This is a genomic window from Streptomyces sp. Z26, from assembly GCF_003665095.1.
Lineage (GTDB): Bacteria > Actinomycetota > Actinomycetes > Streptomycetales > Streptomycetaceae > Streptomyces > Streptomyces phytohabitans.
In genome coordinates, this window is record NZ_RCHV01000002.1 from 1,104,965 (window position 1) to 1,119,311 (window position 14,347).

The following is a 14,347-nucleotide window of genomic DNA, read 5'->3' on the forward strand; positions in this document are numbered from 1 at the left end:
ACCACATGACCACCACCAGCACGACACCCGCCACACCGGGACCCGCCGCCGGACCCGGCGGCACCGTACTCGAAGCCACCGGCGTCACCATGCGCTTCGGCGGCCTCACCGCCGTACGCGGCGTCGACCTCACCGTCGACAGCGGCGAGATCGTCGGACTCATCGGCCCCAACGGAGCCGGGAAGACCACCTTCTTCAACTGCCTCACCGGGCTCTACGTGCCCACCGAAGGCACCGTGAAGTACCGCGGCACGGTCCTCCCCCACCGCTCCCACCTCGTCACCAAGGCCGGAGTCGCCCGCACCTTCCAGAACATCCGCCTCTTCGCCAACATGACCGTGCTGGAGAACGTCCTCGTCGGACGCCACACCCGCACCAAGGAAGGACTCTGGTCCGCGCTCCTGCGCGGACCCGGCTTCCGCAAGGCCGAACGCGAATCCGAGGAACGCGCCATGGAACTCCTGGAGTTCACCGGCCTCGACACCAAACGCGACCACCTCGCCCGCAACCTCGCCTACGGCGAACAGCGCAAACTCGAGATCGCCCGCGCCCTCGCCTCCGAACCCGGGCTCCTCCTCCTCGACGAACCCACCGCGGGCATGAACCCGCAGGAGACGATGGCCACCCAGGAACTCGTCCGCGCCATCCGCCGCCAAGGCACCGCCGTCCTCGTCATCGAGCACGACATGCGGTTCATCTTCAACATGTGCGACCGCGTCGCCGTCCTCGTCCAGGGCGAGAAACTCGTCGAGGGCAGCCCCCAGGTCGTACAGAGCGACGAACGCGTCGTCGCCGCCTACCTCGGCACCCCCTTCGAGGGCGAACCCGGCGAGAGCGAAGCAGCCGAGGTACGCGCCGCCGAAGCCCGCGAAGCGGGCGGCACGAGCAGCAGCGGCAGCGGCGAGGGCAAGAAGGAAGGTGAGGGCAAGTGACCGCGCTCCTGGAGGTCGAGGACCTGCGCGTCGCCTACGGCAAGATCGAGGCCGTCAAGGGCATCTCGTTCAGCGTCGAGGCAGGCCAGGTCGTCACCCTCATCGGCACCAACGGCGCCGGGAAGACCACCACCCTCCGCACCCTCTCCGGACTGCTCACCCCGCTCTCCGGAAAGATCACGTTCGACGGGGAGGTACTCGACGGCGTCGGCGCGCACAAGATCGTCGCCATGGGCCTCGCCCACTCCCCCGAGGGCCGCAGACTCTTCCCCCGCCTCACCGTCACCGAGAACCTCCAACTCGGCGCCTTCCTGCGCCGCGACACCGAGGCCATCGAGAAGGACATCCAGAGCGCCTACGAACGCTTCCCCATCCTGGGCGAACGCCGCAAACAAGCCGCCGGCACCCTCTCCGGCGGCGAACAACAGATGCTCGCCATGGGCCGCGCCCTCATGTCCCGACCCAAACTGCTCATGCTCGACGAGCCCTCCATGGGCCTCTCCCCGATCATGATGCAGAAGATCATGGAGACCATCACCGAACTCAAGAACCAGGGCACCACCATCCTGCTCGTCGAGCAGAACGCGCAGGCCGCGCTCTCCCTCGCCGACCAGGCACACGTGATGGAGGTCGGCGAGATCGTCCTCTCCGGCACCGGACAGGACCTCATGCACGACGAGTCCGTACGCAAGGCGTACCTCGGCGAGGACTGACCGCCCCGGAACCACGTGCGGGGAGGGCCGCCCCACCGGTGGGGCGGCCCTCCCCGCGCGTGTCCGTACCGGGGACAGCCCCGTCGAACGTCGTCACAGCCGCTACGGCTGCTGTCGCCGCTTCTCCTCGCCGTCCTGGATCACGGCCTCCGCGACCTGCCGCATCGACAGCCGCCGGTCCATCGACGTCTTCTGCACCCACCGGAACGCCGCCGGCTCCGACAGCCCGTACTGCGTCTGGAGCACGCTCTTCGCCCGGTCCACCAGCTTCCGCGTCTCCAACCGCTCCGACAGGTCCGCGACCTCACGCGACAGCAGCCGCAGCTCCGTGAAACGCGACACCGCCATCTCGATGGCCGGAACGATGTCGCTCTTGCTGAACGGCTTCACCAGGTACGCCATCGCCCCCGCGTCCCGCGCCCGCTCCACCAGCTCCCGCTGCGAGAACGCCGTGAGCATCAGCACCGGCGCGATGTTCTCCTCCGCGATCTTCTCCGCGGCGGAGATGCCGTCGAGGACCGGCATCTTCACGTCGAGGATGCACAGGTCGGGACGGTGCTCGCGAGCCAGCTCCACCGCGGTCTGCCCGTCCCCGGCCTCACCGACGACGGTGTAGCCCTCCTCCTCCAGCATCTCCCTGAGATCCATCCGGATCAGGGCCTCGTCCTCCGCGATGACGACCCTCGTCGTCTGCGGCGGCACATGCGCGCTCTCCTCCTCGGCGCCGGGCCGTGGCTCGGTGGGACCCGGCCGCGGGCTGCCGGGGGTGGGCTCGGGGACGTCCGCGGTGCTCACTGGGCTCCTCGTTTCCGCACAGGTGGGAGTCACGAGCCTACCCATTACGTTCGCGGCGTGGTCAGCCGGTAGACTGACTGGGCTGTGTGCGGCCGGGTTGGTGGAATGGCATACACGGAGGTCTCAAACACCTCTGCCCGAAAGGGCTTGTGGGTTCGAATCCCACACCCGGCACATCCGCGCCGTCGGCGACCACTCGTACGAGTGAACGAATCCCGTTTTCCCGACCGGCATTTCGTTCCCCTTGCCACGATGCGCGCATGGAACGACATCCACCACACGTTCGAGCCGAAGCGCTCGCCCTGCTCGGCAAGGGCATGACCAACAGCGCCGTGGCAGCCGCTCTGGGCGTGCCCGCGGGCACCATCGGCTACTGGTTGCACGTCGAGCGGGCCCGACGGGGCACGCTCCCCGGACGGAACGCCGCGCCGTGCCCCCGGTGCGGGGGCTCCCCGCTGGACACCACGGCGTACGCGTACCTCCTCGGCCTCTACCTGGGCGACGGACACATCAGCCGGTACTCCGCGCACCGCGTGCCGAACCTCATGATCACCTGTTCGGAAGCCTGGCCGGGGCTGATGGACGCGTGTGAGGCGGCCGTACGTGCGGTGTTCACGCAGAACGCGGTCTGCCGCGTGCGGAGGACCGGCTGCCGCAACGTGAAGGTCTACTCGCGGCACCTCTGCTGCCTCTTCCCGCAGCACGGGAAGGGGAAGAAGCACGAGCGGCGCATCGTGTTGGCGGGGTGGCAGCGGCGGGTCGTGGACGCGCACCCGTGGGAGCTGGTGCGGGGGCTGGTGCATTCCGACGGGTGCCGGGTCGTCAACCGGACGTCGCGGATCGTCGGCGGGGAGCGGAAGCGGTACGCGTATCCCCGGTACTTCCTCACCAACCGGTCGGAGGACATCCTGCGCCTGTACGCGGACACCCTGACGGCGGTGGGTGTGGAGTGGCAGGTCACGCGCAGGGCGGGCGTGCCGTACAACGTGTCGGTGGCGCGGCGCTCTTCGGTGGCGTTGATGGACGCGTACGTGGGGCCGAAGCACTGACGGCTGAGCACTGACGGGTCCGTGGTCGCGGGGGCGGCGGGGCGGGTGTGTTCGGCGGGTGGCGTAACCGCGTGCGGAGTGTCGGCGGGGTGCGGGAGCATGGGCGGCATGTCCGTACTGACGCGCGACGAAGCGCAGACCCGTGCCCGGCTCCTCAGCGTGCGGCACTACGCGATCGACCTCGATCTGACGCGTGGTGAGGAGGTGTTCGGCTCCACCACCGTCGTGCGGTTCACGGTGGCCGAGGAGGGGGCGGACACGTTCGTCGAGTTGCGGCCGGTGGTGCTGCGGGAAGCGGTGCTGGACGGGCGGGGGCTGGCGGTTCCGGAGGGGGTGCCGGAGGGGCGGCTCGCGTTGCGGGGGCTCGCGGCCGGGGAGCACGAGCTGCGGGTGGTGGCGGACATGCCGTACTCGCGGGTGGGTGAGGGCATGCACCGGTTCTCGGATCCGGTGGACGGGCGGACGTATCTGTACACGCAGTGCTGCATGGACGACGCCCCGCTGGTGTTCGCGTGCTTCGACCAGCCGGATCTGAAGGCGGTGTTCGAGGTGGCGGTGACGGCGCCGGAGGGCTGGACGGTGCTGGGGAACGGTACGGCGGCGCGTACGGCGGACCCGGGTGCGGGCGCTCCGGCGGGTACGGAACCAGGTACGGGCCCGGGTGCGGGTGCGGAGCGCTGGGTGTGTGCGGCGACGCCGCCGATCAGCACGTATCTGGTGGCGGTGGCGGCGGGGCCGTACCACTCGGTGCGTACGGAGCACGCGGGGCTGCCGTTCGGGCTGCACGTGCGGCGGTCGTTGGCGGAGTACCTGGACCGGGACGCGGAGGAGTTGTTCGATCTGACGCGCCGGTGTTTCGACCGGTATCACGAGATCTTCGACGAGCCGTATCCGTTCGACTCGTACGACCAGGCGTTCGTGCCGGAGTTCAACTCGGGGGCGATGGAGAATCCGGGGCTGGTGACGTTCCGGGACGAGTTCGTCTACCGTTCGGCGGTCACGGACACGGAGCGGCAGACGCGCGGCATGGTGATCGCGCACGAGATGGCGCACATGTGGTTCGGGGATCTGGTGACGTTGCGCTGGTGGGACGACATCTGGCTGAACGAGTCGTTCGCGGAGTACATGGGTTACCAGACGCTGGCGGAGTCGACGCGGTTCGGGGACACGTGGACGGATTTCGCGGTGGCGCGCAAGGGGTGGGGTTACGACGCGGACCAGCGGGGTTCGACGCACGCGGTGGCGCCGGACGCGGACGCGGTGCCGGACACGGACGCGGCGCGGTTGAACTTCGACGGGATCTCGTACGCGAAGGGGGCCGGTGCGCTGCGGCAGTTGGTGGCGTGGCTGGGTGAGAAGGCGTTTCTGGCGGGGATCAACGAGCATTTCGCGCGGCACCGTTTCGGGAACGCGACGTTGGCGGACTTCATCGACTCGTTGGCGCGGGCGTCGGTGGACCGGGACGTGCACGCGTGGGCGGAGCGGTGGCTGCGTACGACGGGTGTGGACACGTTGGTGCCGGTGGTGGCGGAGGAGTCGGGGCGCTGGTCGTTGGGGGTGCGGCACGTGGGTGGGCGGCCGCACCGGCTGGCGGTGGGGTTGTACGACCAGGCGCCGGCGGACGGGCGGCGGTTGGTGCTGCGGGAGCGGCTGGAGTCGGACGTTCCGGCGGGTGCGGACGCCGCGGACGGGTGCGGGGTCGGTGCGGGGGTCGGCGGCGGTGCGGCCGGTGGTGTGGTGCCGTTGCACGTGGCGGACGGGCCGCGGCCGGATCTGGTGCTGTTGAACGACGGGGATCTGACGTACGCGAAGGTGCGGCTGGACGCGGTGTCGTGGGCGACGGTGCGGGAGTCGCTGTCGGGGTTGCCGGACGCGCTGTCGCGCGCGGTGGTGTGGAACGCGGCGCGGGACATGGTGCGGGACGCGGAGCTGGCGCCGGGTGAGTATCTGGAGACGGTGCGGCGGCATCTGCCGTCGGAGTCGGACGACGCGGTGGTGCAGGGGGTGTTGGCGTTCGCGCGGACGCAGGTCGCGGACCGGTGTCTGGCGGGGGCGGAGCGTACGGCGGCGCTGGACGTGCTGACGGAGACGTGCCGGGAGTTGTTGGCGGGGTCGGTGGACGGTTCGGCGCCGGGGGTGCGGTTGACGGCGGTGCGGGTGTTCGTGGACAGCGCGACGTCGCCGGAGGAGTTGTTGGCGTGGCGGGCGGCGGGTGCGGTGCCGGGTGGTCCGGTGTTGGACCCGGAGTTGTTGTGGCGGGTGTTGCACCGGTTGTCGGTGCTGGGCGCGGTGGGTGAGGCGGAGATCGCGGCGGCGTTGGCGGCGGATCCGAGTGCCACGGGGCAGGAGGGGGCGGCGCGTTGCCGGGCGGCGTTGCCGGAGGCGGCGGCGAAGGCGGCGGCGTGGGAGGCGTTGTTCGGGGAGTCGGACACGTTGTCGAACTATCTGTTCACGGCGGTGGCGCGGGGTTTCTGGCAGCCGGAGCAGCGGGAGTTGCTGGCGGGGTACGCGGCGCGGTATTTCGACGCGGCGGTGGAGGTGGCGGCGCGGCGTGGTCCGGCGATCGGTGAGGCGGCGGGGCGGTGGGCGTTCCCGGTGTCGTTGGCGGACGAGGAGGTGTTGCGGCGCGGGGTGGAGTGTCTGGAGTCGGGGCGGCCGACGGCGGCGTTGCGGCGGCAGTTGGCGGATCAGCTGGACGATGTGCGGCGGGCGTTGGTGGTGCGCGCGCGGGCGTAGGAGCGGCGGCGGGCGTACGGGGTGGGGCGGGTGTCGGGGCGTACGGGCGCGGGTGTCGGGGCGTGCGCGGGCCCGGCGCGGCCGGGGTGCGGGTGGGGCGGCCCATAGCACGCGCGCTCCCGTCGCCGGGCCGCTGTCCCACGTTCGGGCGAATGCGTGCCCACTTGGGTGGCTGGCGCGCGGGCGGGACGTAGCTTCGGCCCTCTGAGCCGTCCGGGTCCTCAGGATTCCTGGCGCGGGTCCCCGAACCGAGAGAGCAGTCGCCCATGTTGTGTGTGTCCGCTGTCGCCGATTCCCGTCTGCTCGCCGGAGGCGCCCGGGGTGCCGCCGCGCTCCGCCCGCTGGTGGCGACGGTCCTGGACGCGCTGGCGGACGGGGCGCGGGAGCGGTCCGGGCCGCTGCCGCGGGGTGGCCCGGCCGCGGTGGCGGAGCGGGTCGGCGCGGTGGTGCGCGGGGCGCACGTCGGGGGTGGCGTGCTGCCGGAGGAGGGGGTGGGAGCGGACGCGGCGCTGGCGGCGTTGGTGGGGCTGGTGGCGGAGGGGGCGGCGGACCCGGCCGATCCGTTGTGCGCGGCGCATCTGCACTGTCCGCCGTTGGCGGTGGCCGCGGCGGCGGATCTGGCGGCGAGCGCGCTGAATCCGTCGATGGATTCGTGGGATCAGGCGCCGGCCGCCTCGGAGTTGGAGGCGTTGACGTGCGTGGCGTTGGCGGAGCTGGTGTTCGGGGCGCGCGTGGGGTCGGGTCGTACGGCGGACGCTTTGGTGACGACGGGCGGTACGGAGTCGAACCAGCTGGGGGTGTTGCTGGCGCGGGAGGCGCACGGTACGGGCGTGCGGCTGGTGTGCGGGGAGAACGCGCACCACAGCGTGCACCGGGCCGCGTGGCTGCTGGGGTTGGCGCCGCCGGAGGTGGTGCCGGCGCCGCGTGGGGTGCTGGACCCGGTGGCGTTGGACGGTGTGCTGGCGGGCGGGTCGGTGGCGGGCGGGTCGGGGCGCGCGCTGGTGGTGGCGACGGCGGGGACGACGGACGCGGGGGCGGTGGACCCGCTGTCGGAGGTCGCGGACGTGGCCGCGCGGCATGGTGCGCGGTTGCACGTGGACGCGGCGTACGGCGGGCCGCTGCTGTTCAGTGACGTGTTGCGGCCGGTGCTGGCGGGGTTGGAGCGGGCGGACTCGGTGACGTTGGACCTGCACAAGCTGGGTTGGCAGCCGGTGGCGGCGGGGTTGTTCGCGGTGCCGGACGGTGCGGCGCTGCGTCCGTTGGACCATCGCGCGGAGTATCTGAACGCGGACGACGACACGGAGGCGGGGCTGCCGGACCTGTTGGGGCGTTCGTTGCGGACGACGCGGCGGCCGGACGTGCTGAAGGTGGCGGTGACGTTGCGGGCGTTGGGGCGCCGGGGGTTGGCGGAGCTGGTGGAGCAGACGTGTGGGGCGGCGCGGGAGTTGGCGGGGCTGGTGGCGGCTGACCCGGCGTGGGAGCTGTGGGCGGAGCCGGAGCTGTCGACGGTGCTGTTCCGTCCGGCGGGCCGTGCGGACGGCTGTGCGGACGGCTGTGCGGACGGCGGCGGGGACGGGGCGGTGGCGGAGGTGCGGCGGCGGCTGCTGACGGAGGGCCGGGCGGTGCTGGGTCGGGCGTCGTTGGACGGGCGGCTGTGGTGGAAGGTGACGTTGCTGAATCCGCAGGTGCGGCGTGGTGAGTTGGTGGCGCTGCTGGAGCTGGTGCGCGGTGCGCTGGCGGCGTGCGCGCCACCCGGTCCGCGCGGGGCGCACGGGGCGGTGCCCGCGTGACGGCCGCGGCGGGCCCGGTCGGCCCGGCGCGTGGCGGCGCGCCGGAGCCGGACGGCGCGGTCCCCGACGCCGTACGCCCCGACCTCGTACGCCCCAACCCCGTACGCCCCGAACCCGCGCCCTCCGACCCCGCGTTCCCGGACGGCGTGCTGCCGGAGAGCGCCCTCCCCGAGCCCGGGGGCGACGGCGGGCACGGGGGTGAGGGCACGTACGAGCGCCCGTACGACCTGGCGGGCGTCGGCGTCGGCCCGTTCAACCTGTCACTGGCGGCGCTCGCGGACGGCCTGCGCGGGCTGCGGACGGTCTTCTTCGACCAGCGTCCGCGCTTCTCCTGGCACCCGGGTCTGATGATCGAGGGTGCCACGCTCCAAGTGCCGTTCCTCGCGGACCTGGTGTCGCTGACCGACCCGTCCAGCCCGTGGTCGTTCCTGAGTTTCCTGCGAGCGCAGGGCCGGCTGTTCCCGTTCTACTTCGCGGAGCGCTTCCACATCGAGCGCGCGGAGTACGACGCGTACTGCCGCTGGGTGAGCGCCGGTCTCGCGGGCGGTGAGGGGGCGGACAGCGGCGGGCTGCTGTTCGGGCACCAGGTGGACGCGGTCCGGTGGAACGGCGAACAGCGCCTGTTCGAGCTGGACTTCACGCAGCTGGACCCGGTGACGGGTGAGGCGGCGGCGCTGGGCCGCCGTTGGGCGCGGAACGTGTCGCTCGGCATCGGGACGGCGCCGTACGTGCCGGAGGCGCTGCGTCCGCTGGCGGACACCCCGACGGTGCCGGTGATCCACTCGGCGGACTACCTGGACCACCGCGAACGGCTGCTGGCGGCCGGGCACATCACGGTGATCGGTTCGGGTCAGTCCGGCGCGGAGGTCTTCCTGGACCTGTTGCGCAACCGGCCGTGCGGGCGGGAGGGGCTGCACTGGCTGACGCGGAGCGCGGCGTTCGCGCCGATGGAGTACAGCAAGCTGGGTCTGGAGCACTTCACGCCGGACTACACGCGCTACTTCCACGGCCTGCCGGAGCGGGTGCGGGACGCGCTGCTGGCGCGGCAGGGGCAGTTGCACAAGGCGATCGACCACGGGACGCTCGCGGCGATCCACGACGAGCTGTACCACCGTACGTGCCAGGGCGGTTGGCCGGACGCGGTGCTGACGCCGGGGGTGAGCGTGCGGACGGCGGGCCGGATCGGGCGTACGCAGGTGGAGCTGCACCTCGACCACGCGGAGCAGGGCGAGCGGACGCGGCTGCGTACGGACGCGGTGGTGCTGGCGACGGGTTACCGGGAGCGGGCGCACGACGGGTTGCTGTCGGCCCTGGACCCGTACGTGCGGCGGGACGCGGCGGGGCGGCCGCGGGTGGACGAGCGGTACCGGATGGTGCTGGACCCGGAGGTGACGGGCGCGCTGTACGTGCAGAACGCGGAGCGGCACACGCACGGTGTGGGCGCGCCGGACCTGGGGATGGCTGCGCACCGGAGCGCGGTGATCCTGGACTCGCTGACGGGCGGGGAGGCGTACGCGTTGCCGGGGCGTACGGCGTTCACGACGTTCGGGCTGCGGGCGGGGCAGCAGGGGCGGGTGCGGCCGGGCGGCGGGCCGGGGGCCGGGTCGGGGTCCGCGGGGATGCCGACGGGGTACGCGGGCTACGCGGGTTTCGCGGGCAGGCGTACGGCGGTGCCGGGGCCGCGGCCGGACGCGGGCGCGGTGACCGGCGGGGTCACCGGGGCGCCGGGTGCGGACACGGGCGCGGGTGGCGAAGGGCAGCCGGACGGCGGGGAGTTGCGGGAGGGTGGGGGACGTACCGTACCGCTGATCAGGGAGCCGTGATGACCGAGGACCACGCCGCCGAGCCCGTACCCGCCCCGTACGGGACGCCCGACGCGCCGCGGGTGGCCGTGCGCGGGGAGGCGCGGCTGGAGTTCGACCCGGAGATCGCCCGGCTGGGGGTGACGGTGAGCGCGCGCGGCGTCGACCGGCGGGGCGCGTTGAGCGACCTGACCCGGCGCAACAGCGAGGTGCTGGAGCTGCTGAAGGGCTACGGGGACGCGGTGGAGAAGCTGGAGACGGGCGCGTTCACGATCACGCCGGAGCTGGCCGAGAAGGGCCGCCGGGAGCGGGTGCGCGCGTACCACGGGCGGGTGCGGGTGACGGCGACGGTCGGTGACTTCACGGTGCTGGGCGAGTTGACGACGCGTCTCGCGGACCGGGAGCTGACGCGGGTGGACGGGCCGTGGTGGGCGCTGCGCCCGGACTCGCCGGTGCACCGGCAGGCGCGGCAGCAGGCCGTACGGGAGGCGGTGACGCGGGCCCGGGAGTACGCGGACGCGCTGGGCGCGGAGCTGGTGTCGCTGCTGGAGCTGGCGGACCTGGGCGCGGAGGGGCCGGGGGTGGCGCCGCGGGCGCCGGGTGCCGCGCGGGGGGCCGGGTACGGGGGTCCGGCGCGGGCCGCCGCACCGCCGGAGCTGGACCTGGAGCCGGAGCGGCAGACGGTCCACGCGCACGTCAACGCGCGCTTCACGATGAGCCCGCCCGCGCTCTGAGCCGAGCCGCGGCGCCCGGCTCCCGGTGCCCGGCGTCTCCCCCGCTCCGGGTGCTCATCGGAGCGGGGGTGCGCACACCTTTAGATGTTGTCAACGGCCCTTCATCGGAAGGCTGTTGGTCAGTCACCTTCCGACAGTTCTCTACCGGTCGGTAAGTCATAGGGTCCCGCTATGCGCCGAGCAAAGATCGTCAGCACACTGGGCCCCGCCACCGACTCGTACGAGCAGATCAAGGCACTCGTCGAGGCCGGAATGGACGTGGCCAGGCTCAACATGAGCCATGGCACGCACGCCGACCACGAGGCACGTTACGCACGGGTGCGCGCCGCCTCCGAGGAGACCGGCCGCAGCGTCGGCATCCTCGCCGACCTTCAAGGTCCGAAGATCCGCCTCGGCCGCTTCCGGGACGGGCCGGTACTCCTTGAACGCGGCGACGCGTTCACCATCACCGTCGAGGACGGCGCGGACGAGGGCGACCGTACGTGCTGCGGCACCACGTACGCGGGCCTGGCCGGGGACGTCGCCGCGGGCGAGCTGATCCTGGTGGACGACGGGCGCGTGACACTGCGGGTCACCGCCGTGGACGGGCCGCGGGTGCGCACGGAGGTCGTCGAGGGCGGCATGGTCTCGGACCACAAGGGCCTCAACCTGCCGGGCGTCGCGGTGTCCGTGCCCGCGCTGAGCGAGAAGGACGTCGAGGACCTGCGCTGGGCGCTGCGCACGGGGGCCGACGTGATCGCCCTGTCGTTCGTACGGGACGGGCAGGACGTGAAGGAGGTCCACCGGGTGATGGCCGAGGAGGGGCGGCGCGTCCCGGTCATCGCGAAGATCGAGAAGCCGCAGGCGGTGGACAACCTGGAGGCGATCGTCGACGCGTTCGACGGGCTGATGGTCGCGCGTGGTGACCTCGGGGTGGAGATGCCGCTGGAGTCCGTGCCGATGGTCCAGAAGCGGGCGGTGGCGCTGGCGCGGCGGAACGCGAAGCCGGTGATCGTCGCGACGCAGATGCTGGACTCGATGATCGACGCGTCGCGCCCGACCCGCGCCGAGGTGTCGGACGTCGCGAACGCGGTCATGGACGGTACGGACGCGGTGATGCTGTCCGGTGAGACGAGCGTCGGCAACTACCCGGTGGAGACGGTCGAGACGATGGGCCGCATCGTCGCCGCCGCCGAGCGGGACATGCTGGCGAAGGGCCTGACGCCGCTGACGCAGCGGAGCAAGCCGCGTACGCAGGGCGGCGCGCTGGCGCGTGCGGCGGCGGAGATGGGCGACTTCCTGGGGGCGCGGTTCCTGGTGGCGTTCACGCAGTCCGGCGACACGGTGCGGCGGCTCGCCCGTTACCGTTCGCCCATCCCCGTCCTGGCGTTCACGCCGGACGAGGCGACGCGCGCGCAGCTGAACCTGACGTGGGGCGTGGAGACGTTCCTCGGCCCGACGGTGCGGACGACGGACGAGATGGTCAGCCAGGTCGACGAGCAGCTGTTGAAGATCGGGCGCTGCGAGCAGGGCGACCTGGTGGTGATCACGGCCGGTTCGCCGCCGAGCGTGCCGGGCTCGACCAACCTGGTGCGGGTGCACCACATCGGCGAGGACGACACCCCCCGCTGACGGAGAGCCGGTACGGGTACGGGGGCCAGGCGGTGTCCGGGCGGTCTTTGAGGGGTGGCTCGCGGCGTCGGATGCGGTGCATCGCAAGGCGGAGGATCGTCCTCGTACCGGATCGTACGTGGACGACTCCGACAACGCGGCGAGGTGCCGTAGCCGTCGTCGCGAGCCCGAGAAGACCGCCCGGACACCGCCTAGCCCGCCGCGGGGGTCTCCGGCCCGTCGTCGGTCTGCACGGCGTCGGAGATCTGCTCGTGGTGCCGGATCACCTCCGCGATCACGAAGTTGAGCAGTTTCTCCGCGAACGACGGGTCGAGCTTGGCGCTCTCGGCCAGCTCCCGGAGCCGTACGATCTGCCGCGCCTCGCGGGCCGGGTCGGCGGGCGGCAGGCGGTGCGCCGCCTTCAACCGCCCCACGCGCTGCGTGCACTTGAAGCGCTCGGCGAGCATGTGGACGACGGCGGCGTCGATGTTGTCGATGCTGGCCCGCAGCTCCTCCAACTGGGCCCGTACGGACTCGTCGGGGGCGGGGGCGGTCGCGTCGCTTACGGCTGTCGCGTCGGTCGCGTCGGTGTCGTTCATCGACACCAGAGCCTATGCGGCCCGTCGCCCGCTGTCGTCGGTGGGTCACATCCCGGACACGGTGCGGCGCCCGCGCCGCCCGCGCGCCGCCCGTAGAGTGGTCGGGCGACCGACAGGGCGGGGCGGTGGAAGCCATGGGAGTGCGGCACGGCGGCGGCGCCGACCCGGTCGAACGGGGCTTTCCGCACCTGGAGACCGTACGGGCCGCGGTGACCGCGCTGTACCGGCGGCTGTCGTACGACACCGTCCGCACCTTCGACACCAGCGTCTCCCCCGGCGACGTGGCGTTCGCCGACGGCGACGACCTGTATCCGGGGGTGCAGCGCGTGGCGCGGGTGATGGCGCGGCACCTGCGGCTGCCGGACGCGCGGATGATCGTGTCGTTCCGGGACATGGAGTACGCGGCGAACGTCGAACTGGCCGCCGGGCCCGAGTTCTTCGTCGAGCTGAACTCCCGTTTCAAGCGGCACCGCCGCGACATCGGCGCCGCCCTCGCCCACGAGGTGACGCACGTCTACCTGCACCGTCTCGGCCTGTCCTTCCCCGGCACCCGCGACAACGAGATCCTCACGGACACCGCCGCGACGTACCTCGGCGCGGGCTGGCTGCTGCTCGACGCGTTCCGGCAGGACGCGGTGTCGTCGCAGAAGCTGGGCTATCTGACGCCGGAGGAGTACGGCTACGTGCTGGCGAAGCGGGCGGCGCTGTTCGGTGAGGACCCGGGCGTGTGGTTCACCAGCCCGCAGGCGTACGAGGCGTACCGCACGGGCCGGACGCGCGCCGAACGCGACGCCGCGCGGCCACCGCTGGCGGCAGGCGGCTGGGCGGGCCGCCGCCGCTACGCCCTGGACCGGCGGCTGGCCCTGGCCGGGTCCGGGACGGGAGCGGGGGCGGCGTCGGGGGCGGCGTCGGGTCAGGGGTACGCGTTCGAGGCGGGCCCGGTGCCGCACGTGTCGTTCCCCTGCCCCACGTGCCACCAGCGCGTCCGGCTGCCGGTACGGGGGCGGGTACGGGCGCGGTGCGGGCTGTGCCGGACGGTGCTGGACGTCGACACGTGACGGCCGGGGCGCCGCGTACGGCGTGCGGGTACGGGTGCCGAGGGCGCGGGGAGGGGCGGGCCCGTCGTACGCTCGCGGGCATGAGCCCTTCCATCGCGCGCAACACCACGGTCGACCTGGACGCCCTGCTGGACTTCGTACGGCCCCGGCACCGCGCCGTGCTCCTCACCCGCCGCTCCGACGGGACGCCGCAGGCGTCGCCGCTGACGTGCGGCGTGGACGGCGAGGGCCGCATCGTCATGTCGACCTACCCGGAGCGCGCCAAGACGCGGAACGCGCGCCGCGACCCGGCGGCCAGCGTGGTCGTGCTGTCCGACGAGTGGAACGGGCCGTGGGTGCAGGTCGACGGGGACGCGGAGGTCATCGACGCGCCGGACTCCGTGGAGCCGCTGGTCGAGTACTTCCGGGTGATCTCCGGGGAGCACCCCGACTGGGACGAGTACCGCGCCGCGATGCTGAAGCAGGGCAAGTCGCTGATCCGCGTCACCCCGCGCCGCTGGGGCCCGGTCGCCACCGGCGGGTTCCCGGCGCGCCTCGCGGAGTAGGCGC

The 14,347-nt window shown here is 72.8% G+C and carries 12 protein-coding genes and 1 tRNA gene; 11 read left to right on the top strand and 2 right to left on the bottom strand.

Annotated elements, in window-relative coordinates; genetic code table 11:
- Window positions 1-5: 5 nt before the first annotated feature.
- Together D7M15_RS04810 and D7M15_RS04815 are read left to right on the top strand one after the other, a co-directional pair.
- The gene (locus D7M15_RS04810; protein WP_121516345.1) at window positions 6-932 is read left to right on the top strand and encodes an ABC transporter ATP-binding protein; all 927 of its coding nucleotides are present in this window, start codon (window positions 6-8) and stop codon (window positions 930-932) included.
- Window positions 929-1,645: an ABC transporter ATP-binding protein gene (locus tag D7M15_RS04815; protein WP_121516346.1), complete on the top strand. Its 717-nt coding sequence runs from the start codon at window positions 929-931 to the stop codon at window positions 1,643-1,645. Before D7M15_RS04810 ends, D7M15_RS04815 begins: the two co-directional genes overlap by 4 nt.
- Window positions 1,646-1,747: 102 nt before the next feature.
- On the opposite strand, the gene D7M15_RS04820 is transcribed toward D7M15_RS04815, so the two are convergent.
- Window positions 1,748-2,440, bottom strand: a complete 693-nt coding sequence (locus D7M15_RS04820) for a response regulator (RefSeq protein ID WP_240649131.1) — start codon at window positions 2,438-2,440, stop codon at window positions 1,748-1,750.
- A gap of 91 nt (window positions 2,441-2,531) precedes the next feature.
- Between D7M15_RS04820 and D7M15_RS04825 the strand changes: the two genes are divergently transcribed.
- The 7 genes from D7M15_RS04825 (at window position 2,532) to pyk (ending at window position 12,162) form a co-directional block, all read left to right on the top strand.
- Window positions 2,532-2,614: transfer RNA gene (locus D7M15_RS04825), tRNA-Leu, on the top strand.
- 86 nt (window positions 2,615-2,700) lie between these two features.
- Entirely contained in the window at window positions 2,701-3,489 is a 789-nt protein-coding gene (locus D7M15_RS04830) for a helix-turn-helix domain-containing protein (protein ID WP_121516348.1), read from the top strand.
- 99 nt (window positions 3,490-3,588) lie between these two features.
- Window positions 3,589-6,225, top strand: a complete 2,637-nt coding sequence (gene pepN, locus D7M15_RS04835) for an aminopeptidase N (RefSeq protein ID WP_121516349.1) — start codon at window positions 3,589-3,591, stop codon at window positions 6,223-6,225.
- Window positions 6,226-6,491: 266 nt separating this feature from the next.
- A complete protein-coding gene (locus D7M15_RS04840) occupies window positions 6,492-8,015 on the top strand; it encodes a pyridoxal-dependent decarboxylase (RefSeq protein WP_121516350.1) in 1,524 nt (507 codons plus the stop codon).
- A gap of 227 nt (window positions 8,016-8,242) precedes the next feature.
- Window positions 8,243-9,838, top strand: a complete 1,596-nt coding sequence (locus tag D7M15_RS04845; RefSeq protein WP_240649577.1) for a SidA/IucD/PvdA family monooxygenase — start codon at window positions 8,243-8,245, stop codon at window positions 9,836-9,838.
- Window positions 9,838-10,551 (top strand): SIMPL domain-containing protein, encoded by a 714-nt coding sequence (locus D7M15_RS04850; RefSeq protein ID WP_121520224.1) that lies wholly within the window; start codon window positions 9,838-9,840, stop codon window positions 10,549-10,551. The genes D7M15_RS04845 and D7M15_RS04850 overlap by 1 nt, the downstream gene beginning before the upstream one ends.
- A gap of 171 nt (window positions 10,552-10,722) precedes the next feature.
- The gene (gene pyk / locus D7M15_RS04855) at window positions 10,723-12,162 is read left to right on the top strand and encodes a pyruvate kinase (protein ID WP_121516351.1); all 1,440 of its coding nucleotides are present in this window, start codon (window positions 10,723-10,725) and stop codon (window positions 12,160-12,162) included.
- A gap of 191 nt (window positions 12,163-12,353) precedes the next feature.
- Here pyk and D7M15_RS04860 read toward each other — a convergent pair whose 3' ends face one another.
- The gene (locus D7M15_RS04860; RefSeq protein WP_121516352.1) at window positions 12,354-12,740 is read right to left on the bottom strand and encodes a chorismate mutase; all 387 of its coding nucleotides are present in this window, start codon (window positions 12,738-12,740) and stop codon (window positions 12,354-12,356) included.
- A 134-nt stretch (window positions 12,741-12,874) separates the two neighbouring features.
- On the opposite strand from D7M15_RS04860, the gene D7M15_RS04865 reads away from it, so the two are divergent.
- Entirely contained in the window at window positions 12,875-13,798 is a 924-nt protein-coding gene (locus D7M15_RS04865) for a hypothetical protein (protein WP_165906357.1), read from the top strand.
- Between the two features lie 80 nt (window positions 13,799-13,878).
- Entirely contained in the window at window positions 13,879-14,343 is a 465-nt protein-coding gene (locus tag D7M15_RS04870; protein WP_121516354.1) for a PPOX class F420-dependent oxidoreductase, read from the top strand.
- Window positions 14,344-14,347: the final 4 nt, after the last annotated feature.

Bases quoted from the DNA above. Each gene is read 5' to 3' on its own strand.
- D7M15_RS04810 (WP_121516345.1), top strand. From the start codon at position 6: ATGACCACCACCAGCACGACACCCGCCACACCGGGACCCGCCGCCGGA.
- D7M15_RS04830 (WP_121516348.1), top strand. From the start codon at position 2,701: ATGGAACGACATCCACCACACGTTCGAGCCGAAGCGCTCGCCCTGCTC.
- pepN (WP_121516349.1), top strand. From the start codon at position 3,589: ATGGGCGGCATGTCCGTACTGACGCGCGACGAAGCGCAGACCCGTGCC.
- D7M15_RS04840 (WP_121516350.1), top strand. From the start codon at position 6,492: ATGTTGTGTGTGTCCGCTGTCGCCGATTCCCGTCTGCTCGCCGGAGGC.
- D7M15_RS04850 (WP_121520224.1), top strand. From the start codon at position 9,838: ATGACCGAGGACCACGCCGCCGAGCCCGTACCCGCCCCGTACGGGACG.
- pyk (WP_121516351.1), top strand. From the start codon at position 10,723: ATGCGCCGAGCAAAGATCGTCAGCACACTGGGCCCCGCCACCGACTCG.
- D7M15_RS04860 (WP_121516352.1), bottom strand. From the start codon at position 12,740: ATGAACGACACCGACGCGACCGACGCGACAGCCGTAAGCGACGCGACC.
- D7M15_RS04865 (WP_165906357.1), top strand. From the start codon at position 12,875: ATGGGAGTGCGGCACGGCGGCGGCGCCGACCCGGTCGAACGGGGCTTT.
- D7M15_RS04870 (WP_121516354.1), top strand. From the start codon at position 13,879: ATGAGCCCTTCCATCGCGCGCAACACCACGGTCGACCTGGACGCCCTG.